19 protein-coding genes are annotated in these 20,880 nt (G+C 70.2%); 10 read left to right on the top strand and 9 right to left on the bottom strand.

Annotated elements, in window-relative coordinates:
• Position 1 precedes the first annotated feature (1 nt).
• The gene (locus AC1DDU_RS18410) at positions 2-1,240 is read left to right on the top strand and encodes a type II secretion system F family protein (protein ID WP_477436648.1); all 1,239 of its coding nucleotides are present in this window, start codon (positions 2-4) and stop codon (positions 1,238-1,240) included.
• Positions 1,241-1,309: 69 nt separating this feature from the next.
• Here the strand turns inward: AC1DDU_RS18410 and AC1DDU_RS18405 are convergent, their stop codons facing one another.
• A complete protein-coding gene (locus AC1DDU_RS18405; RefSeq protein ID WP_477436646.1) occupies positions 1,310-2,983 on the bottom strand; it encodes a GspE/PulE family protein in 1,674 nt (557 codons plus the stop codon).
• 84 nt (positions 2,984-3,067) lie between these two features.
• Between AC1DDU_RS18405 and AC1DDU_RS18400 the strand changes: the two genes are divergently transcribed.
• Together AC1DDU_RS18400 and AC1DDU_RS18395 are read left to right on the top strand one after the other, a co-directional pair.
• Positions 3,068-4,108 (top strand): YihY/virulence factor BrkB family protein, encoded by a 1,041-nt coding sequence (locus tag AC1DDU_RS18400; protein WP_477436644.1) that lies wholly within the window; start codon positions 3,068-3,070, stop codon positions 4,106-4,108.
• Complete coding sequence (locus AC1DDU_RS18395; RefSeq protein WP_477436642.1) at positions 4,105-4,869, top strand: NAD(P)H-hydrate epimerase; 765 nt, start codon at positions 4,105-4,107, stop codon at positions 4,867-4,869. Before AC1DDU_RS18400 ends, AC1DDU_RS18395 begins: the two co-directional genes overlap by 4 nt.
• Positions 4,870-4,940: 71 nt before the next feature.
• Here the strand turns inward: AC1DDU_RS18395 and AC1DDU_RS18390 are convergent, their stop codons facing one another.
• From AC1DDU_RS18390 to glgP, 3 genes are all read right to left on the bottom strand, one after another.
• Positions 4,941-5,261, bottom strand: a complete 321-nt coding sequence (locus AC1DDU_RS18390) for a hypothetical protein (RefSeq protein WP_477436640.1) — start codon at positions 5,259-5,261, stop codon at positions 4,941-4,943.
• A gap of 82 nt (positions 5,262-5,343) precedes the next feature.
• A complete protein-coding gene (locus tag AC1DDU_RS18385; protein WP_477436638.1) occupies positions 5,344-6,075 on the bottom strand; it encodes a glutamine amidotransferase in 732 nt (243 codons plus the stop codon).
• Between the two features lie 89 nt (positions 6,076-6,164).
• Positions 6,165-8,714 (bottom strand): alpha-glucan family phosphorylase, encoded by a 2,550-nt coding sequence (glgP, locus tag AC1DDU_RS18380; protein WP_477436637.1) that lies wholly within the window; start codon positions 8,712-8,714, stop codon positions 6,165-6,167.
• A gap of 105 nt (positions 8,715-8,819) precedes the next feature.
• Here glgP and AC1DDU_RS18375 point away from each other — a divergent pair, with 105 nt between their 5' ends.
• Both AC1DDU_RS18375 and AC1DDU_RS18370 read left to right on the top strand, forming a co-directional pair.
• Entirely contained in the window at positions 8,820-9,047 is a 228-nt protein-coding gene (locus AC1DDU_RS18375; RefSeq protein WP_477436636.1) for a response regulator, read from the top strand.
• Positions 9,037-9,678, top strand: coding sequence for a CYTH domain-containing protein (locus AC1DDU_RS18370; protein WP_477436635.1), 642 nt, complete (start codon positions 9,037-9,039; stop codon positions 9,676-9,678). Before AC1DDU_RS18375 ends, AC1DDU_RS18370 begins: the two co-directional genes overlap by 11 nt.
• Positions 9,679-10,181: 503 nt before the next feature.
• Here AC1DDU_RS18370 and lpdA read toward each other — a convergent pair.
• Positions 10,182-11,579: a dihydrolipoyl dehydrogenase gene (gene lpdA / locus AC1DDU_RS18365; RefSeq protein ID WP_477436633.1), complete on the bottom strand. Its 1,398-nt coding sequence runs from the start codon at positions 11,577-11,579 to the stop codon at positions 10,182-10,184.
• Between the two features lie 9 nt (positions 11,580-11,588).
• Positions 11,589-12,272 carry a copper resistance CopC family protein gene (locus tag AC1DDU_RS18360; RefSeq protein ID WP_477436893.1) on the bottom strand — a complete coding sequence of 228 codons (684 nt, stop codon included), beginning with the start codon at positions 12,270-12,272 and terminating at the stop codon, positions 11,589-11,591.
• Positions 12,273-12,378: 106 nt separating this feature from the next.
• Between AC1DDU_RS18360 and AC1DDU_RS18355 the strand changes: the two genes are divergently transcribed.
• Complete coding sequence (locus AC1DDU_RS18355; protein ID WP_477436631.1) at positions 12,379-12,780, top strand: four-helix bundle copper-binding protein; 402 nt, start codon at positions 12,379-12,381, stop codon at positions 12,778-12,780.
• A 44-nt stretch (positions 12,781-12,824) separates the two neighbouring features.
• Here AC1DDU_RS18355 and AC1DDU_RS18350 read toward each other — a convergent pair whose 3' ends face one another.
• Positions 12,825-13,175, bottom strand: coding sequence for a hypothetical protein (locus AC1DDU_RS18350; RefSeq protein ID WP_477436629.1), 351 nt, complete (start codon positions 13,173-13,175; stop codon positions 12,825-12,827).
• 198 nt (positions 13,176-13,373) lie between these two features.
• On the opposite strand from AC1DDU_RS18350, the gene AC1DDU_RS18345 reads away from it, so the two are divergent.
• The 3 genes from AC1DDU_RS18345 (at position 13,374) to AC1DDU_RS18335 (ending at position 15,213) form a co-directional block, all read left to right on the top strand.
• On the top strand, positions 13,374-13,871 hold the full coding sequence (locus AC1DDU_RS18345; protein WP_477436627.1) for an FHA domain-containing protein: 498 nt from the start codon (positions 13,374-13,376) through the stop codon (positions 13,869-13,871).
• Positions 13,871-14,560, top strand: a complete 690-nt coding sequence (ftsR, locus tag AC1DDU_RS18340; protein WP_477436625.1) for a transcriptional regulator FtsR — start codon at positions 13,871-13,873, stop codon at positions 14,558-14,560. Before AC1DDU_RS18345 ends, ftsR begins: the two co-directional genes overlap by 1 nt.
• A gap of 110 nt (positions 14,561-14,670) precedes the next feature.
• Positions 14,671-15,213 (top strand): MerR family transcriptional regulator, encoded by a 543-nt coding sequence (locus AC1DDU_RS18335; RefSeq protein WP_477436623.1) that lies wholly within the window; start codon positions 14,671-14,673, stop codon positions 15,211-15,213.
• 1 nt (position 15,214) lies between these two features.
• Here the strand turns inward: AC1DDU_RS18335 and AC1DDU_RS18330 are convergent, their stop codons facing one another.
• Both AC1DDU_RS18330 and AC1DDU_RS18325 read right to left on the bottom strand, forming a co-directional pair.
• Positions 15,215-16,432, bottom strand: a complete 1,218-nt coding sequence (locus tag AC1DDU_RS18330) for a trans-sulfuration enzyme family protein (RefSeq protein ID WP_477436621.1) — start codon at positions 16,430-16,432, stop codon at positions 15,215-15,217.
• A 134-nt stretch (positions 16,433-16,566) separates the two neighbouring features.
• Complete coding sequence (locus AC1DDU_RS18325) at positions 16,567-17,376, bottom strand: ParA family protein (RefSeq protein ID WP_477436619.1); 810 nt, start codon at positions 17,374-17,376, stop codon at positions 16,567-16,569.
• Positions 17,377-17,449: 73 nt separating this feature from the next.
• Between AC1DDU_RS18325 and AC1DDU_RS18320 the strand changes: the two genes are divergently transcribed.
• A complete protein-coding gene (locus AC1DDU_RS18320) occupies positions 17,450-20,857 on the top strand; it encodes a pyruvate carboxylase (protein WP_477436617.1) in 3,408 nt (1,135 codons plus the stop codon).
• Positions 20,858-20,880 lie beyond the last annotated feature (23 nt).

Here is a 20,880-nt window from a genome sequence, read left to right as displayed (position 1 = left end):
GATGGCCGTCGTGCAGGAGTTCGTCTACCGGGCGGTCGATCCGCGCGGAGGCGCTGTCGTCAAGGGCACGATCGAGGCCGCGAGCGAATCCGCGGTGACCGGCAAGCTGAAGGCTCAGGGACTCACTCCGCTCGAAGTGACGCTCAAGTCCAACACGGGGCTCAACCGTGAGATCAAACTGCCTGGCGCGACCAAGCACGTCTCGGCGCGCACCCTCGCCGTGTTCTCCCGGCAGATGGCCGGTCTGATCAACGCCGGTCTTCCTCTCATGCGGACGTTGTCGATCCTGATCGAGCAGACGGACGACAAGCGATTGCAGCCGGCGCTCGTGCAGGTGCAGGCCGATGTGGAGTCGGGGTCTTCGTTCTCAGCGGCGCTCGCTCGGCATCCGCAGACCTTCCCGCCGCTGATGCTCAGCATCGTCAAGGTCGGCGAATCGGGCGGGTTCCTGGGTGGTGCGCTCAGTTCGATCGCCGAGAACTATCAACGCGAAGCCGAGCTGCACAACAAGATCCGTGCCGCGGTCACGTACCCGGCGATCGTGCTGGTCATCGCGATCATCGGCGTGCTCGTCATGGTGACCTTCGTCGTGCCGATCTTCGAGGGCATGTTCAGGGGACTCGGTTCGCAGCTCCCGCTGCCGACCCAGATCCTCGTGACGATCTCCAACAACATGTGGTGGATCCTGCCTGCGATCGTGCTGACAGTGATCGTCGCGGTGATCTGGTGGCGCGCCAACCGCCACACCGAGCAGTACCGTCGCTTCGTCGACCCGATCAAGCTGAAGATGCCGGTCTTCGGAAAGCTCACCACGAAGATCGCCGTGGCGCGGTTCGCGCGAAACCTGTCGATGATGCTCAACGCCGGCGTACCGATCATCCAGGCGCTCGCCATCGTCGGGCAGGCGTCGAACAACTGGAAGATCGAGCAGGCCGTCCGCGACGTGCAGGAGTCGATCCGACAGGGCCGCTCGTTCGCTGCGCCCCTCGCCAAAGCCGAGGTGTTCCCCGCGATGGTGCCGCAGATGGTGTCTGTGGGTGAGGAATCCGGCACGCTCGTCGAGATGCTCGCGTCGATCGCCGACTTCTACGAGGACGAGGTCGAGACCGCCACGGCCCAGCTGTCGTCGACCATCGAACCCATCCTCATCGTGGGACTGGGCGTCGTCATCGGGGGCATGGTCATCTCGCTGTACCTGCCGATCTTCACGCTGTACGGGGAGCTGGCCAAGCAGGCGTGAAGCACCGCACGCTCGGGCGACCGGGGCCGGCGCAGCCGTCCCGGTCGCAGAGCGAGACCGTGCCGCGCGTCACACGGTGACGCGCAGCACCTCTTCGATGGTCGTGAGCCCCTGCGACACCTTCGACCAGCCGTCCTCGCGGAGCGATACCATGCCCTGCTCCAGCGCGACCTGACGGATCTCGGTGCCCGTCGCCCGGGTCACGACGAGCGTCTCGATCTCGTCGCTGAGCGTCATGATCTCGTGCAGGGCGACGCGGCCGCGGTAGCCGGTGTTGCTGCACGCGGCGCAGCCTGCCGCCGACGCCTGGTAGAGCTGCGGCAGATCGGCCGGGTCGTGCGGGAAGGCGAGAGAAGTCAGCACCTCGGAGCTCTCGACGAGCGGTTCGCGGCAGCGCATGCACAGTCGGCGCGAGAGGCGCTGGGCGATGACGGCCGTGAGGGCCGTGGCGACGAGGAACGGCTCGCAGCCGATCTCGGTGAGGCGTGTCAACGCAGACGGTGCGTCGTTGGTGTGGAGCGTCGAGAGCACGAGGTGACCGGTGAGCGCGGCCTCGATGGAGATGTTCGCCGTCTCCTGGTCTCGGATCTCGCCGACGAGCACGACGTCGGGATCGGAGCGCAGGATCGAGCGCAGCGCGTTCGAGAACGTCAGTCCGGCGCGGTTGTTGACCTGCACCTGGTTGATTCCGGCGATGCGGTACTCGACCGGGTCCTCGACGGTGATGACGTTGATCTTCGGGTTCGCGATAGCCCGCAGTGCCGTGTAGAGGCTCGTCGACTTGCCGGAGCCGGTGGGGCCGGTCGCGAGGATCATGCCGTGGGGCTTGGTGATCGCCTCGCGGAACCGCTTCTCGTTGGTGCTCGAGAACAGCAGGTCGCGCATCGTCATCACCTGGCCGGTGTTGTCGAGGATGCGCATCACGATCTTCTCGCCCCACACGGTCGGCAGCGTCGCCACCCGCACGTCGACGGTGCGGTGTTCGTGGGTGACCGAGAGCCGGCCGTCCTGCGGCTTGCGCTTCTCGGCGATGTCGATCGACGACATGATCTTCAGGCGCGAGATGATGCCGTCCTGGATGGCGCGGTCGGCCTTCTGCATCTCGTGCAGCACGCCGTCGATGCGGAACCGCACGGTGAGCTGCTTCTCACCCGGCTCCACATGGATGTCGCTCGCACGGTCGTTGATCGCCTGTGCGATCAGCAGGTTCACGAATCGCACGATAGGCGCGTCGTTGTCCTGCTCCTCGAGGTTCTCGGTGAACGCGGTCTGATTCGCCTCGCTCGACTCCTCCATCGACATCGACAGCTCGCTGAGCTCCTCATCGGAGCGGAGGAAGCGCTCGAACATCTGCGCCAGCGCATCCTCGGCGACGACGACAGGTTCGACGAACAGGTCGGTGATGCTGGCCACGTCGTCGAGGGCGACGATGTCGGTGGGGTCGAGCACGCCCACGGTGAGGCGCTCGCCGCGGCGATCGACCGGGATCAGGCCGTACCGGCGGCACAGGGTTCCGGGCACCAGCGCGACCACGTTGGGGTCGAGCGGCATCTCTGCGAGGTCGACGTAGCGATGGCCGGTGTGCAGGGCGATGGCCTCCGCAACCTGCGCCTCGGTGACGAGCTTCGAACTCACCAGCAGGCGTTGCAGCTCCGGTCCGTCGCCCACCTGCGCGAGCGCGGCGGACATGTCGGCGGCTCGTACGGCTCCGGTGAGCACGAGCGTCTGTGCAAGACCTCTCACGGCATTCCCCTATCCCCAGGGACATACTATGGCGCGCACGTCAACGGGGCGCCGTGGGCTGTGCGCACTCGATAGGGTGGCGCCATGGCGGACCTGATCGCGAAGGCGACGGCATGGATGCTGTCGCTCAAGCCGGTCCGCGTCTGGTTCCACTATCTCGAGCGCCGCGGGTTCATGCTCGCTGACAGCATCACCTACCGGGCGCTGTTCTCGGTGTTCGCCGCGGTGCTGCTGGGCTTCTCGTTCGCCGCGCTGTGGTTCGACGGCAACCCCGCCGCCTGGCAGGCGCTCATCGACACCGTCAACGCCGCCATCCCCGGTCTCATCGGCGAGAACGGGCTGATCAAGCCGGAGGCGCTGAGCGCCCCCATTGCGTTCACGTTCACCGGCATCCTGTCGCTCATCGGTCTGATCGGCGCGTCGATCGGGGCCATCGGCTCCCTCCGGGCTGCGCTGCGCACCCTCGCCGACGAGATCCACGACGACGTGTTCTGGATCTGGGTGATCGTGCGCAACCTGCTGCTCGCCCTCGCTATCGGCGGCGGATTCCTGCTGTCGGCCGCCGCGACCTTCTACGGCACGACCTTCATCGAATCCGTCGGCGGCTGGCTGGGCGGCGAGGACTGGGTCGCTCACCTCGCGTCGCAGGCGCTCGCCGTCGGCGCGATCTTCGTGCTCGACGCCGGGATCATCGCGCTCGGCTTCGTGGTGTTGAGCGGTGTACGAGCGCCTGCCCGCGTGCTGTGGCCGGGTGCGCTCATCGGTGCCGTCGGGCTCACGGTGCTGCAGCAGCTGTCGGGCCTGTTCGTGCGCGGTGCGACCGCCAACCCGCTGTTCGCGTCGTTCGCGGCGGTCATCGCGCTGCTGCTGTGGTTCAACCTCTCCGCCCAGGTGGTGCTGCTCTCGTCGACCTGGATCATCGTCGGCGTCGCCGAGCAGCGCGACCGAATCCGCGAGAAGTTCGGGACGCCCACGTTCGCGATGCGCCGCGTGCGGCGGGCGGAGGATGCCGCGCGCGTCGCCGCCGCCGAACTCCAGCTCGCGCGGGCAGACGCCGACGACGAACGGCGTGCCCGCCTCGAACGACGGGCCGGCAGCACCGGGAAGGAAGGCGGCGAGCCGTGAGCGAACGCGTGCCCACCTACACCGCAGACCAGGTCCGCGCCGCGGAACGGCCGCTCCTCGAAGCAGGCGTCACCTTGATGCAGCGCGCCGCGGCGGCCCTCGCCGAGGTCGCCCGCGCCGAGCTGATCTCGCGCGGCGCGGTCGCGGCATCCGGCGCACTGGAGCCCTTCGCATCCGGCCACACCAACGCGCCGCGCCCGCGCGTGCTGGTGCTCGCCGGCAGCGGAGACAACGGCGGCGACGCGCTCTACGCCGCCGCTCGCCTCGCCGACATCGCCGACGTCGACGTGCTCCCGGTCGGCGAGCGGTTCCACGAGCCGGCTCTCGCCGCCGCGGTCGGCTCGGGGGCGCGGTCGATCGACCTCCCCGAGATGCGTGACAGCGCACGGGACTACGCGGTCGTGCTCGACGGCATCCTCGGCATCGGCGCCTCGCGCGACCCGGCTCTGCGTGGCACCGCCCGCACGGCCGTCACCACGCTGCTCGCTGACGCGAGAGCGGGCGGCCGGATGCCTCGGGTCATCGCCGTCGACCTCCCGAGCGGTCTGCATCCCGACACCGGAGCTGCCGACGACGCCGTGCTGGCGGCATCCGTCACCGTCACCTTCGGCGCGGTGAAGGCCGGCCTCGTCACCGGCCGTGGCTCGGAGGTGACGGGAGACCTGGTGCTCGTCGACATCGGACTCGGACCGGCCCTGGCCGAGGTCGCACCCGCGGGCGAGGCATCCGTCTCGCGCATCATCGACGCGACAGGGGAGTGACCTCGCCGCGCACCGGGTGAGGACGACCCGCGTGGGTGTCTTTCACGATCGGGCGCCGGAATCCGCGGCGGTCAGTCGTCGTCGGGGTGACCCTGCCCGTTGCCGTTGTTGCCCGGGAAGTCGGGGGAGTCCTTGTGGTGCCCGTACGCGTTCCCGTTCCCGTTCCCGTGCCCTTGCCCGTTGTCGCCGGGGAATTCGGGGGAGTCCTTGTGGTGCCCGTACGCATTGCCGTTGCCGGTGGGACCATCGGGATCGTGGTGTGCTGCGGGGGACGATGACACCGGCAGCAGCGGAGCGAACGGAGTCCCCGAGACGATGCCCGGCGCAAGAACTGCAGCCGACGCGACGAGCACGATCGCACCTGCCGTGATGAGCAGCTTCTTCGAGCCCATGACGCACCTCGTTTCGGGTTGAGGCAGCCGGTTGCGGGGAGCGTATCATCGCGCGGTCGCCGTGCCCAGAGACCGCGCCCCGCTAGCGGGTGTAGCGCTCGACGAACGCCCGCAGGATGCGGCTCGGGTGCGACACACCGACCCGCCGAACCGCGTCCAGGGTGAGCTCGAGCTCGTGCGCCGCGAAGTATCCGTAGTCGGCGTACGCGTGGATGCGCGTGGTGATGCCGTCGAGGTCGAGCTCAGGGTGGAACTGCGTCGCATACACGTTGTGGCCGACCTTGAACATCTGCACCGGGCATCCCGGTGACGACGCGAGCAGCGTCGCCGAGGCAGGGAGACGCGTGATCGCCTCCTTGTGGCCGACGAACGCCTCGAAGGTCTCCGGCAGCTCCGCCAGGAGGGGATCGGACGCCCCCGCCGCAGTCGCCGTCACCGGTACGACGCTGATCGGCTCGGAGTAGGTGCGATCGATCACGGCGCCCTGGTGCACGCCGAGCGTTCCGATGCCGTAGCAAGCACCCAGGAACGGGAAGTCCCGCGCCACGACCTCATCGAGGAGCGTCTGGAACTCGCCCTCCACGCGTCGCTGCACCGCCGACTTCTTCTCGACGGGGTCGGACGCGTTGAACGGCCCACCTCCGACGAAGATCCCCGAGATCGCGTCGAGGTCCAGCCGTGGCATGGGCTCCGCCTCCAGCCGGATCCGCACCAGTTGCTCGGGCGAGAGTCCGCTGTAGCGCAGGAACAGCGCATACTCCTCGTCGGCCGGCACGTCTTCGGCTCGCGTGGCGAGGAGGACGAACGGCTTCACCGCTCCAGCCTACGGGCGGGGCAGGTCGCAGGGAGACGGATGCCTCGGCCCGGCGTCGCACGCCGGGCCGAGGCATCCGTCATCGCGGTCTAGGAGGCGTACGTCACCAGGCCCAGCTCGACCGGCGAGACCAGAGTGGGGTGGGACGGGCGCACGCGGACGGTGTAGCCGAACGTCCCGGTCACCGTGAGGGGCAGGGTGCCGGTGAACGCCGTCACGCCGTCGACGACGGCGCCGCGCGACAGGCGGTACACCGAGTGGTCGCGGGCGAGCGCGTCGTCCTCGTTCGTCGCGCCGTACAGCAGCTCGACGGCGACGTCGTCGGGCGAGAGCCCGTCGAGACGGACGTCGGCCCGGACCTCGAGGATGTCGCCCGCCTGCGCCTGCTGCGGGATGCCGGAACTGTCGACGCTCGCCACCGACACGCGGCCCCACGCATCCTTCACGCGGGTCACGAACGCGGCGACCGCGCGGGCCTCGGCGAAGCCGTCGGCGCGCAGCGCCACGTCGTGCGCGGCGGCGGGCACGTACAGCCGCTCGACGTAGTCGCGCACCATGCGATCGCTCGTGGCCTTCTTGCCGAGCTCGGTCATCGTGTGCCGTACCATTCCCAGCCACGCGGTCGGGATGCCGCCCTCGCGGTCGTAGAACTTCGGCACGAGCTGGTGCTCGATGAGGTCATAGAGCGCGGCCGCCTCGGCGTCGTCGCGCTCCTCGTCGTTCGACGCGGTGTCGGCCGTCGGGATCGCCCAGCCGTTCTCGCCGTCGAACCACTCGTCCCACCAGCCGTCGAGGATCGACAGGTTGAGCGCGCCGTTGAGCGCCGCCTTCATGCCGCTCGTACCGCAGGCCTCGAGCGGGCGCAGCGGGTTGTTGAGCCACACGTCGCACCCCGGGTAGAGGTCCTTGGCGAGCGTGATGTCGTAGTCCGGCAGGAACACGATCCGCCCGCGCACCCGGGGATCGCGGCTGAAGCGCACCAGCTGCTGGATCAGGATCTTGCCCGAGTCGTCGGCGGGGTGCGACTTTCCGCCGATCACGATCTGCACCGGACGCTCGGGATCGGTGAGGAGACGGGTGAGCCGCTCGGGGTCGCGCAGCATCAGCGTCAGGCGCTTGTAGGTCGGCACGCGGCGTGCGAACCCGATCGTGAGCACCTCGGGGTCGAGCAGGTCGTCCACCCGCGCGGGGGTGTGGCCGTTGGAGACGGATGCCGCGACCCGCCGCCGTGCCTCCGCCACGAGCTCGCCCTTCATCTGCTGGCGCACGCCCCACAGCTCGGCGTCGCTGACGACCGCGCGGTCGTTCCAGTCATGGGTATCGGAATGGGCGTCGCCCCAGGCCCGCTCGCTCACGGCCTTGAGCGCGGGATGCACCCACGTCGGCGCGTGCACGCCGTTGGTGATCGAGGTGATCGGCACCTCCTCGGTGTCGACGCCGGGCCACAGCATCCCGAACATGCCCCGGCTGACCGCGCCGTGCAGCACCGAGACGCCGTTCGCGTGCTGGCCGAGGTGCAGGCCCAGCACGGCCATGTTGAACATGCCCTGGTCGCCGCCGTCCCAGATCTCGAGGCCGAGGGCGATCGCGCGCCCCGCGTCGAGGCCCTGGAAGAGGCCGCTCGCGAGGTAGTCCGCGATGAGGTCGCGAGGGAAGCGGTCGATGCCCGCAGGCACCGGAGTATGGGTGGTGAAGACCGTTCCCGCGCGCACCTGTGCCAGTGCCTCGTCGAAGCTGAGCCCGTCGTGGGTGATGAGCTCCGACATCCGCTCCAGGCCCTGGAACCCGGCGTGCCCCTCGTTCGTGTGGTAGACGTCGGGGGTCGGGCGTCCCGTGAGGTCGCTGAACGCGCGCACCGCGCGGACGCCGCCGACACCGAGCAGGAGCTCCTGGAGGAGGCGGTGCTCGCCGCCGCCGCCGTACAGGCGATCGGTGACGCGGCGCATCTCGTCGCTGTTCGACGGGGTCTCGGAGTCGAGCAGCAGCAGCGGGATGCGGCCGATGTCGGCGATCCAGACGCGCGCGTGCAGGCGACGGTCGCCGGGCAGGTCGAGGGCGATCTCGACCGGTGCGCCCGCGCGGTCGCGCAGCAGGGTGAGGCCGAGGCCGTACGGGTCGAGCAGCGGATAGCTCTCGCGCTGCCAGCCGTCGTCGCCGATGGACTGGCGGAAGTAGCCGGCGCGGTAGAACAGGCCGACACCGGTGAGCGGAACGCCCAGGTCGGAGGCGCTCTTGAGGTGGTCGCCGGCGAGGATGCCGAGGCCCCCGGAGTACTGCGGCAGCGAGCCGTCGACGCCGAACTCGGGGGAGAAGTAGGCGATGTGCGCGGGCTTGGCGCCTTCAAGGTGCTGGAACCAGCGGTCGTCGTCGAGGTAGGCGGTGAGGCGCTCGTCCTCCTCACGCACGCGGGCGACGAAGTCGGCGTCGTGCGCCAGCTCGTCCAGGCGCTGCTGGCCGAGCGCACCCAGCATGCGGGCGGGGTTCGCGCCGATCTCGTCCCACAGCGCGGGATCCATCGATGCGAACAGGGCGTGCGTGGCACGGCTCCACGACCAGCGCCAGTTCGACGCGAGGCGGTCCAGCGGAGCGAGCGAGTCGGCGAGGACGGGACGGACGGTGAACGTGCGGATGGCCTTCACGCGAGCGATTCTAGGGTGCGAACCTGGAAGCGCTTGCATCCGTGGGTGAACGGTTTCGGCGAGGCGATCGCGCGACGTCCCGGCGGCCGGGTCTACGCTGGCGTCATGGCCATCGCACGACTGCACGGAGGGCCCCTCGACGGGCAGATCATCCCGCTCGACCCCGCCGTCTCCGACTCGTACATCGTCCCCTACGGCGAGGGGCAGCTCGTCTACCGCCGCGAGGGCGGCGAGCTGAACACCGGCGACCACGACGGGCCCACCGAGGCGCGCTACGTGTACGTCGAGGCCACCGAAGACATCGACCCGAACCCGGACGGTCGTGACGACTGATCCGGGCGATGTCGGCGCGGCACGGTCGGTCGAGGTCGAGCTGAAGTTCGACGTCGACGACGCCACGCCTCTTCCGGACTGGGCAGGACTGCCCGGCATCGCGACGGTCGGCGCGGCCGAGCTCCGCGAGCTCGACGCCGTCTACCTCGACAGCGACGATCTCGCGCTCGCCCACGCTGGCTACGCCGTGCGGCGCCGCACGGGCGGGCCCGACGAGGGCTGGCACATCAAGGGACCCCGCGGCGCCGACGGCGGGCGGCTGGAGCTGCACTGGCCGCTCGGCACCGAGGACACGATCCCGGATGCCGTCACCGAGGCGGTCGCGTCGGTGGGCGTCACTGTGCGCCTGGCGCCGATCGCCCGCATCCGCAACCGGCGCACCGCGTACGCGCTGCAGGACGCCGAGGGAGGCCTCGTCGCCGAGTTCGTCGACGACCATGTCGTGGCCACCGACGAGCGCGCCGGCATCGAGCGCACCTGGCGGGAGTGGGAGTTCGAACTCGGCTCCGCCGCGCCGTCCTCGCCCGAGGAGCGCGCTGTACTGTTCGCCGCCGCGGAAGCCGCGGTGCGAGCCGTCGGCGGCCGGGCTGCGGCATCCGATTCGAAGCTCGCCCGAACCCTCGGTGCCTGACGCTTCGTCTCGCTTCGCTCGCTCAGCGACCGGGGCTGAGGCTCGCGCGAACCCTCGGCGCCTGACGCTTCGTCTCGCTTCGCTCGCTCAGCGACCGGGGCTGAGGCTCGCCGCCGGACGCTTCGTCTCGCTTCGCTCGCTCAGCGACCGGGGCTGAGGCTCGCCGCCTGACGCTTCGTCTCGCTTCGCTCGCTCAGCGACCGGGGCTGAGGCTCGCGCGAACCCTCGGCGCCTGACGCTTCGTCTCGCTTCGCTCGGTCAGCGACCGGGGCTGAGGCTCGCCGCCTGACGCTTCGTCTCGCTTCGCTCGCTCAGCGACCGGGGGTGAGGCTCGCTCGAACCCTCGGTGCCTGACGCTTCGTCTCGCTTCGCTCGCTCAGCGACCTGGGGTGAGACGGCTGATGTACGCGCCGAGGGGGACCGGTCGTTGAGCGAGGGAGCGCAGCGACCGAGACGTAACGCCCCGGACCTCGACGAGGTCCGGGGCGTTCAGCGTCAGCGGATCAGAGGTTGATCATGTGGCCGGCGAGGCCGTGGAAGGCCTCCTGCACGGCCTCCGACAGGGTCGGGTGCGTGTGGACGTTGCGCGCCGCCTCGAGGGCGGTGAGGTCCCACTTCTGCGCGAGCGTGAGTTCGGGCAGAAGCTCCGAGACGTCCGGGCCGATGAGGTGGCCGCCGAGCAGCTCGAGGTGCTCGCCGTCGGCGATGAGCTTGACGAAGCCGATGGGCTCGCCCAGGCCGTTCGCCTTGCCGTTGGCCGAGAACGGGAACTTCGCGACCTTGACGTCGTAGCCGGCGTCGCGCGCCTGCTGCTCGGTGAGACCGAACGAGGCCACCTGCGGCGAGCAGAACGTCGCGCGCGGCATCATGCGGTAGTCGCCCAGCGTCATCGTCTCGGCCTTGCCGATCGTCTCGGCCGCCACGACGCCCTGCGCCTCGGCCACGTGGGCCAGCTGTAGCTTCGCCGTGACGTCGCCGATGGCGTAGATGTGCGGCACGTTGGTGCGCATGTGGTCGTCGATGTCGATCGCACCACGGTCGGTGAGCTTGACGCCGGTGTTCTCGAGGCCGAAACCCTCGACGTTCGCGGCGAACCCGATCGACATCATGACCTTGTCGGCGTCGATGGAGCCGGCGGTGCCGTCCTTCGCGGTGTAGGTCACGGTGACCTTGTCGCCCTGATCGGTGACCGTCTCGACCTTGGTCGAGGTGAGGATGTCGACGCCGTAGTTCTTGTACTGGCGCGCGATCTCCTTCGAGACGTCCGCGTCCTCGTTGGGGAGGGCACGGTCGAGGAACTCGATGATCGTGACCTTGACGCCGTAGTTCACCATCACGAAGGCGAACTCCATGCCGATGGCGCCGGCGCCGACGATGACGATCGACTGCGGCAGGTCGCGGGCGAGGATCTGCTCCTCGTACGTGACGATGTTCCCGCCGAGCACCACGCCCGGAAGCAGACGCACCTTCGAACCGGTCGAGATGATGGCGTTGTCGAAGGTCACGCGCTCGGTCGTGCCGTCGGCCTTCGCGACGTCGATCGTGTTCGCGTCGACGAACGAGCCGCGCCCCTCGTACTCGTCGACCTTGTTCTTCTTCATCAGGTAGTGGATGCCCTTGACGTGGGTCTCCGCCACCTTGCGGCTGCGGTCCCATGCGACGCCGAAGTCGAAGTGCACGTCACCCGAGATGCCGAACAGGTCGGCCTTGTGGTGGAACTGGTGCGCGAGGTCGGCGTTCTTGAGCAGAGCCTTCGAGGGGATGCAGCCGACGTTGAGGCAGACACCGCCCCAGTACTTCTCTTCGATGATCGCGACCTTGAGGCCGAGCTGAGAGGCACGGACGGCCGCGACGTACCCGCCGGGCCCCGCGCCGAGGATGGCGACGTCGTAGTGAGGCATGCTTCCAGCCTAGTGGTCGTCGCCGGGCTCGGAGCCGGGCTGCGGGGCGTCGCCGTTGCCGGCCGTCGGCTGCTCGGAGAGCGCCTTCTCGCGCCGTGCGCGCGACACCAGGAGGTACACGATCGCACCGAGGAGCGCCACGGCGAACACGCCGGCGATGATCCACGGCAGGGCGCTCGCACCGTCGCTCGAGGCGGGCTCGGGGCTGACGGTCGGGCTCGGCGTCGCGCTCTCGACGGGGGAGGTGGCCGTGGGGGACGGTGCCGTGGTCTCGGTCGGAGTGGGCGCCGGCGCGCCGACGACGGTGAACGCGTACTCTCCGGACGTCGGGTGGCCGTCGCTCGAGACGATCTTCCACTTCACCGTGACGACACCGGATGCCTCGCCCGCGAGGGCCTGGGTCACCACGTTGTCCCGCACGGTCGGAGCGCCGGCGGCGAGGCTCGCGCCCGCGGCATCCGTCACCTCCATGACCGTGGCGCCCTCGTCGTCGGCGACCTCGGCGCTGAAGGTGAGCGTCAGCTGCGCGGGCAGCGCGTCGACGGTGCTGTCGGCGGCGGGGTCGGTGCCGACCAGGCCGTCGTGCGCGAGGGCGGGGGATGCCGAGGCCATCACGACGCCGAAGGCCACCAGCAGTGCGGCCAGCAGTGCCCAGGCACGGGCTCGGAGCGGTGTGTGGATTGTGTGTGACATCACCTGATCGAGCCTATCCGCCCCTTCGATCCGCGGACGCCGAGGTCTACCATGGCCGCAGGCGGGGGACCTGCCCGCCGACCCGGTGACGGAAGGATGGCGGCAGATGGACGCGATGATGATGGGCGCCATGTCGAAGGACATGATGTCGATGCCCGGCATGGAGACCATGGACATGTCGGTCATGCAGGCCTGTATGGACGCCTGCTCGGCCTGCGAGCAGGCATGCACCGTGTGCTCCACCCAGGGGATGTCGTGCGCTCCGGCGTGCATGAACTGCGCCGACATGTGCAACACGATGATGCGCGCCATGATGCGGCCGCAGGGCATGACGCCGGCCTCCATGATGTCGATGCTCGACGCGTGCATCGCGATGTGCCAGGTCTGCATGGACGAATGCATGGAGCACGCCGACCACAGCGAGGTCTGCAAGATGTGCGCTCAGGCCTGCAAGGCCTGCATGGACGCCTGCATGGCGGTCAAGGACATGATGATGGCGATGAGCTGAGGCTCGTCGCTCTCTCTTTCGAACCCGGGCGCCGCCGCCTGCGGTCAGCCCCGAAGGACGTTGAACCGCGCGCCGCCGATGGCGAGCACGTGGTAGCGCCCGTGCAGGGCGACCGGCGTGCCCGGGACGGCCGCCTCCGCGGCCCCCGTGCCGTTCCACAGCGCGATCGACGCGCCGTCCGCGAGGGCGCGGACGATCACGAAGCCCGAGCGGGCGTCGGAGTCCTCGACGATCGCGTCCGCCCAGTCCGACGGCGTCGCCGCCGCCAGTCGCGCCTGGATCAAGTGCAGCGCGTGGCCGGGGGCGAACGAGGAGCACGTGTCACCGTGGTCGCACATGCACGCCGCACGCTCACGCACCTCGAGGGGCGGGATGTGGCTGTGCGGGCTCGACACGGTGGTCTCCTTCTGATCGGTCGGTGGTGCCAGGCTAGGTGGACGCGCGCGCCGCGGCATCTCGGGTGACATCGGACGAAACATTGCGCCACGTGGGTCTTTTCCGCCCCCGGGCCGACGGCGGCGAGGATCGGTCCGCAATCCGCCTCACGCGAGCCGGAGGTGATCCGATAGTCTGACGAGACAGAGGAGGAAACCGTGGAGCACGACCGCCGACCCGATGAGGGCGACATCCGCCGCGCGGCCGGGGCCGACGCGCACGAGTCCGCGACCGACACGACGCAGACGTTCGGCCACGACTCCGACCTCTCGTTCGTGCCTTTCGGCAGCGAACTGGGCGAAGCCGAGCTCGACGCGATCGACGCGCTCCCCTCGGGGGCCGCGCTGCTGCTGGTGCGCTCGGGCCCGACGGCCGGAGCCCGGTATCTGCTCGATGCCGACGTGACGACCGTGGGGCGGCATCCCGAAGCCGACATCTTCTTCGACGACGTCACCGTCTCGCGCCGTCACGCCGAGATCACCCGCGCCGACACGGTGTTCGAACTCGTCGACCAGCGTTCCCTGAACGGCACCTACGTCAACGGGGAGCGGGTCGACCGGGCCACGCTCACCAACGGCGCCGAGGTGCGCATCGGAAAGTTCCGACTCAACTTCTTCGTCTCACCCGCCGATCTCTCGCGGGCGGCGGACGCCTGATGCCGGCATCCGCCCGTGACAGGGCGCCGTCCGCGGGGCTACTCAGCATCGGACAGGTCCTGGCGCGGCTCTCGCCGGAGTTCCCGTCGCTGACCTCGAGCAAGCTGCGCTTCCTCGAGGTCCAGGGGATCGTCACGCCGCTGCGCACCGAGTCCGGCTACCGCAAGTTCTCGCAGGAGGACCTGGAGCGGCTGCGGCTCGCGCTGACGCTGCAGCGCGACCACTATCTGCCGCTGTCGGTCATCCGCGACTACCTCGAAGACGTCGATGCCGGCCGCGATCCCGCAACGCCGACCGCCGTGCCGCCGCCGTCGATCGTGCCGGCCCCGCGCCGCTACCGTCGCGACGAACTGCTCGCCGCGTCGGGGGCCGCGCCCCAGCTGCTCAACGACGCCATCAGCACCGGCATCCTGATCGGCGCCGAGTCGTACACCGAGCAGTCCGTCACGCTGCTGCGCGCCCTCGTGGCGCTCGACCGGCACGGCATCGAGCCGCGCCACGTGCGGGCCCTGCGGCAGAGCGCGGAACGCGACGTCGCCCTCGTCGAATCGGCGCTCGCCCCGCTGCTGCGACGGACGGATGCCGCCTCCCGCGGCCGCGCCGGCGAGCTCGCACCCGAGCTCACCCGGCGCCTCGACGACGTGCGCGCCATCTTCGTCCGCAGCGCACTGGACCGCCTGCTGTCCTGACTTTCGGAGCCCCGGCCCGCGACACGCCGACCTCCGACAGCCGGATGTCGTTGCCGCAAGGGGGAGGCTCATCTAGCGTGGAGTTATCGATTCCGGAGGGGGGAACGACCATGACCGGAGACGTGGCTCCTGGCGAACCGTTCAGCGCCGAACTCCTCTTCACCGACGGGCTTCCCGCGATGGATGACGAGGTCGGCTACCGCGGCGCCGCGGCGGCGAAGGCCGCCGGCATCACCTACCGCCAGCTCGACTACTGGGCCCGCACCGAGCTCGTCGAGCCGACCGTGCGCGGCGCGAGCGGTTCGGGATCGCAGCGCCTGTACGGCTTCCGCGACATCCTCGTGCTCAAGCTCGTCAAGCGCCTCCTCGACACCGGCATCTCCCTGCAGCAGATCCGCACCGCCGTCGATCAGCTCCGTGCTGCCGGAATCCGCGATCTCGCCGGAACGACCCTCATGAGCGACGGCGCGTCGGTCTACCTGTGCACCTCGAACGACGAGGTCATCGACCTCGTCAGCCGCGGGCAGGGCGTCTTCGGCATCGCCGTCGGCAAGGTGCTGCGCGAGGTCGAGTCCGAGCTCGTCGCATTCGAGGTCGAGAAGCCCGACCCCATGGACGAGCTCGCGGCGCGTCGCTCCGCCCGCTCGGCCTGAGTCAGCCCACCGCCGAGTCGACCCGCTCGCGCGCGTCGTCCGTCGTGGCGCTGAGCGCCTGCGCGAGGTCGGCGATGAGGTCGCTGGGGTCCTCCAGCCCGATCGACAGGCGCACCAGCGCGTCGGAGGGCTTGGCCTCGGAGGCGACCGGCCGGTGCGTCAGCGCCGCCGGGTGCTGGATGAGCGAGTCGACGCTGCCGAGCGAGACGGCGTGCGTGAAGAGCTGGACGGATGCCGTCAGCGCGGCCGCCGCAGCGAACCCCCCGGTGAGCTCGATCGCGATCATCGCGCCTGGGCCCGACTGCTGCGTGCCCACGAGTCCGTGCGGGTCGGTGGCGGCGAATCCGGGGAAGTGCACGCGGGCCACCTCGTCGCGCGTGGAGAGCCAGTCGGCGACGATACGGGCGCTCGCCTGCTGGGCGCGCATGCGCACCGGCAGGGTCGCGAGGCCCCGGTGCAGCAGGTAGGCGGCCAGTGGGTGCATGATCGCGCCCGTGATGGCGCGGGTGCGGCGCAGCGCCGCGGCCAGACGCGCGTCGCACGCGACGACGCCGCCCACGACGTCGCCGTGGCCGCCGAGGTACTTCGTGGCGCTGTGCAGCGAGAGCGCCGCGCCGAGGTCGAGCGGATTCTGCAGCACCGGCGTCGCGAACGTGTTGTCGACGACGACGGGCACCGAGCCTGCGGCCGCGACGACCGCGCGGATGTCGACGAGTTCGAGCGTCGGGTTGGCGGGGGATTCGAGCACGACCAGCGCCGTGTCGTCGCGCATCGCCGCCGCCACGCCGTCGGGCGTGCAGAACGTCGCCTCGACGCCGAGCAGCCCCGAGGCCAGGAGGTGGTCGGTGCCGCCGTACAGCGGGCGGACAGCTACCACGTGGCGGTTGCCCGACTCGTGCGTGAGGGCCAGCAGCACCGCGGTCACCGCCGCCATACCCGACGAGAACGCCACGGCCTCTTCAGCGTGCTCGAGACGGGCCAAGGCCTCCTCGAAGCGCGCGACGGTCGGGTTCCACAGCCGTGCGTAGACGTTCGATCCGCCCTCGAACGGGTGTCCGCCGGTGGCGAGCACCTCGTAGGACATGCCGCCGAGCTCGATGTCGGGCAGCGGATTGGTCGATGAGAGGTCGAGGGGGAGTGCGTGGACACCGAGGCTCGCGAGATCCTCGCGGCCGGCGTGCACGGCAAGACTGTCGGGGTGCAGCGTCATCGATGCCATGGTCGATATGTTCAGCGAGAACGCGACGGATAGCAAGTCGCGCTCACGACCACGAGCACAAAGTGCGCAATCTGACCATCAGGTGAGCAGACTGGTCACCCGACAGGATGCCGGGGCTCCGGCATCCGATCCGCTCAGGAGCGTGCGTCCTCCGGGACGGGGATGCGGCCGGTGCGCATGATGCGGTCCAGCAGCGAGTCGAAGTCGGCGGCGAGCTCCTGCGCGGAGTCGCCGGGCCAGATGTGCAGCGGCTTCGCGGCGCCCTGCGCCTGCTGCAGCGACGTGCGCTCGGGCAGCTGCGGGCTCAGCACGAGGGGGCCGAACATGTCGCGGAGCTCCTTGATGCGGAACTGGTGCTCGATCGACTGCGGGCGGACGCGGTTGACCACGATGCCCAGCGGCTGCAGGCGGGGGGAGAGGCCGCGGCGGATCTCTTCGATGGCGCGCAGCGCGCGGTCCGCGGCGGCGACCGAGAACAGGCCGGGCTCGGTGACGACGACGACGCGATCGGATGCCGCCCACGCGGTGCGCGTGAGCGCGTTCAGCGACGGCGCGCAGTCGATGAGCACGAGGTCGTAGTCGCCCTCGATCGTGGCGAGCGCCTCTTCGAGCTTCCAGACGTCGCGCACGCTGGGGTGCGGCCCGTCGAAGTTGATGGCCGAAGGGCTGCCGATCATGACGTCGATCGTGCCCGGATGGACCTTCGCCCAGCCGCTGGAGGTGATGGCCTGGCGGACCGTCTTCTCCTTGGGATTGGCGAGGACATCGGCGACATTCAGGCGACCGGCGACCTGGATGTCCATCCCCGTCGATACGTCGGACTGCGGGTCGAGGTCGACGACGAGCGTGCGGACTCCGCGGGCGAAAGCCGCCGACGCGAGTCCGAGAGTCACGGTCGTCTTGCCGACGCCACCCTTGAGCGAGCTGACGGATAGGACGTGCACAAGGCACCACGTTACCGTCCCCTAGGCTGAGAGCACACTCAGGCCCGCCCGCACCGCCGCACACGGAGGTCGAATGTTCCGCAAGATCCTGGTCGCGAACCGAGGCGAGATCGCCATCCGCGCATTCCGTGCGGCCTACGAGCTGGGTGCCCGCACTGTCGCGGTGTTCCCCTACGAGGACCGTGGCTCGCTGCATCGCCAGAAGGCCGACGAGTCGTACGAGATCGGCGAGAAGGGCCATCCCGTCCGCGCCTACCTCGATGTCGACGAGATCATCCGGGTCGCGCTGGCGGCCGGCGCCGATGCGATCTACCCCGGCTACGGCTTCCTCTCCGAGAACCCGGAACTGGCCGAGAAGGCCGCCGCGAACGGCATCGCCTTCATCGGCCCGCCGTCGAACGTGCTCGAGATGGCCGGCAACAAGGTCACCGCGAAGCACCACGCGATCGCCGCGGGCGTGCCGGTGCTGCGCTCGACCGAGGCGTCGGACGACGTCGACGCGCTGCTCGGCCAGGCCGACGACATCGGCTTCCCCATCTTCGTCAAGGCCGTCGCGGGTGGCGGCGGACGCGGGATGCGGCGCGTCGAGCGCCCCGAGGAGCTCGCGCCGGCCCTGGCCGAGGCGATGCGCGAGGCCGGCAGCGCCTTCGGCGACGCCCGCGTGTTCCTCGAGCAGGCGGTGCAGCGCCCCCGTCACGTCGAGGTTCAGATCCTCGCCGACAAGACGGGCGAGACCGTCCACCTGTTCGAGCGCGACTGCTCGGTGCAGCGGCGCCACCAGAAGGTGATCGAGATCGCCCCGGCGCCGAACCTCGACCCGGCCGTCCGCGACGCGCTCCACGGCTACGCCGTCGCGTTCGCCCGGTCGATCGGCTATGAGAACGCCGGCACCGTCGAATTCCTCCTCGAGACCGCAGGACCCCGCACCGGCGAGGTCGTCTTCATCGAGATGAACCCGCGCATCCAGGTCGAGCACACCGTGACCGAGGAGGTGACGGACGTCGACCTCGTGCAGTCGCAGATGCGCATCGCTGCGGGGCAGACGATCGCCGAGCTCGGCCTCACGCAGGACCGCATCCAGTTGCGCGGCGCCGCCCTGCAGTGCCGCATCACGACCGAGGACCCGTCGCAGGGCTTCCGCCCCGACACCGGCCGCATCACGACGTACCGCTCACCCGGAGGTGCCGGCATCCGTCTGGACGGCGGCACGACGGCGGCGGGCTCGCAGATCAGCCCGCACTTCGACTCGATGCTCGCGAAGCTCACGTGCCGCGGACGCGACTTCCCCGCGGCCGTCGCGCGCGCACGCCGGGCGCTGGCGGAGTTCCGCATCCGCGGCGTCGCCACCAACATCCCGTTCCTGCGCGCCGTGCTCGACGACCCGGCGTTCGCCGCCGGCGACGTGAGCACGTCCTTCATCGACGAGCGCCCCGCGCTGCTGACCAGCAACCCGTCTCGCGACCGGGCGACGAAGCTCTTGAACTGGCTGGGCGACGTCACGGTCAACCGCCCCTACGGCGAGAAGCCGCTGTCGGTGTCGCCGGGTTCGAAGCTGCCCGCGATCGACCTCGCGGCAGCGCCCCCGGCGGGCACCCTGGAGCGGCTGCGCGAGCTCGGCCCCGAGGGCTTCGCCCGCGCGCTGCGCGCGCAGAGCGCCCTCGCCGTCACCGAGACGACCTTCCGCGACGCGCACCAGTCTCTCCTCGCCACGCGGGTGCGCACCCGTGATCTGGTCCGTGTCGGCCCGCACGTGGCCCGGATGACGCCGCAGCTGCTGTCGGTCGAGGCGTGGGGCGGGGCGACGTACGACGTCGCGCTTCGCTTCCTGGCCGAAGACCCGTGGGAGCGCCTCGAAGCGCTGCGCGAGGCGATGCCGAACATCCCCATCCAGATGCTGCTGCGCGGTCGCAACACCGTGGGCTACACGCCGCGTCCGGTCGAGGTGACCGACGCCTTCGTCCGCGAGGCGGCTGCCACCGGCGTCGACATCTTCCGCATCTTCGACGCGCTGAACGACGTCTCGCAGATGCGCCCCGCGATCGACGCCGTGCGCGCCACGGGCACCGCGGTCGCCGAGGTGGCGCTCTGCTACACCTCCGACCTGCTCGACCCGGCCGAGAAGCTGTACACGCTCGACTACTACCTGCGCCTCGCGGAGCAGATCGTCGAGTCGGGCGCGCACATCCTCGCCATCAAGGACATGGCGGGCCTCGTGCGTCCAGCAGCCGCGGCCAAGCTGGTCACCGCGCTGCGAGAGAACTTCGACCTTCCGGTGCACCTGCACACGCACGACACCGCGGGCGGCCAGCTCGCGACGCTGCTCGCGGCGAGCGCCGCGGGAGTGGACGCGGTGGATGCTGCAGCCGCCCCGATGTCGGGAACCACGAGCCAGCCGTCGCTCTCTGCGCTGGTCGCGGCGCTCGCCCACACGGACCGCGACACCGGCCTCAGCCTGCAGGCGGTCAGCGACCTCGAGCCGTACTGGGAGGGTGTACGCCACCTGTACCGTCCGTTCGAGTCCGGCCTCACGTCGCCGACCGGCCGCGTCTACCACCACGAGATCCCGGGGGGTCAGCTCTCGAACCTGCGCCAGCAGGCGATCGCCCTGGGGCTGGCCGACGACTTCGAGCTCATCGAGGACATGTATGCGGCCGCCGACCGCATCCTCGGCCGCATCCCCAAGGTGACGCCGTCGTCGAAGGTCGTCGGCGACCTCGCGCTGGCGCTCGTCGCCGTGCGCGCCGACCCCGCCGACTTCGAGGCGAACCCGCAGAACTACGACATCCCGGACTCGGTGGTCGGCTTCATGGCGGGCGAGCTCGGCGACCTGCCGGGCGGCTGGCCCGAGCCGTTCCGCACCAAGGTGCTCGAAGGGCGGACGATCTCCATCGAGATCCCGCCTCTCACCGCCGCCGAGCAGGAGGGGCTCGCCGGCGATGCCGCGACCCGTCGGCGCACCCTCAACCGGCTGCTCTTCCCCGGACCCGCACGCGAGTTCGAGAAGGCCCGCGAGACGTACGGCGATCTGACCGCGCTCGGCACGCCCGACTACCTCTACGGCCTCAAGCCGGGGGAGGAGCACGTCGCCGAGATCGACCCGGGCGTGCAGTTGTACGTCGGCCTGGAGGCGATCGGCGAGGCGGATCCCAAGGGCATGCGCACGGTCATGACGACGCTGAACGGGCAGCTCCGCCCGGTCTTCGTCCGCGACCGCAGCATCCAGGTCGAGGCGCGGCAGGCCGAGAAGGCAGACACCACCCGGCCGGGCCAGGTGGCGGCGCCGTTCTCGGGTGTCGTCACCCTCAAGGCGGCCGTCGGCGACACCGTCGCAGCCGGCCAGCCGGTGGCGTCGATCGAGGCGATGAAGATGGAGGCGGCCATCACCGCCCCCGTCGACGGCGTCGTCGAGCGGCTTGCCATCGGAGCGACCGCACAAGTGGAAGCGGGCGACCTTTTGGTCGTCCTACGTCCTGCCCAGTAGCCTGGAAGGCGGCATCCGCCCGA

This window comes from Microbacterium sp. 05T445, from assembly GCF_056395865.1.
Note: the sequence above shows the minus strand (reverse complement) of the source record. Positions and strands in the feature narration are given on the sequence as shown.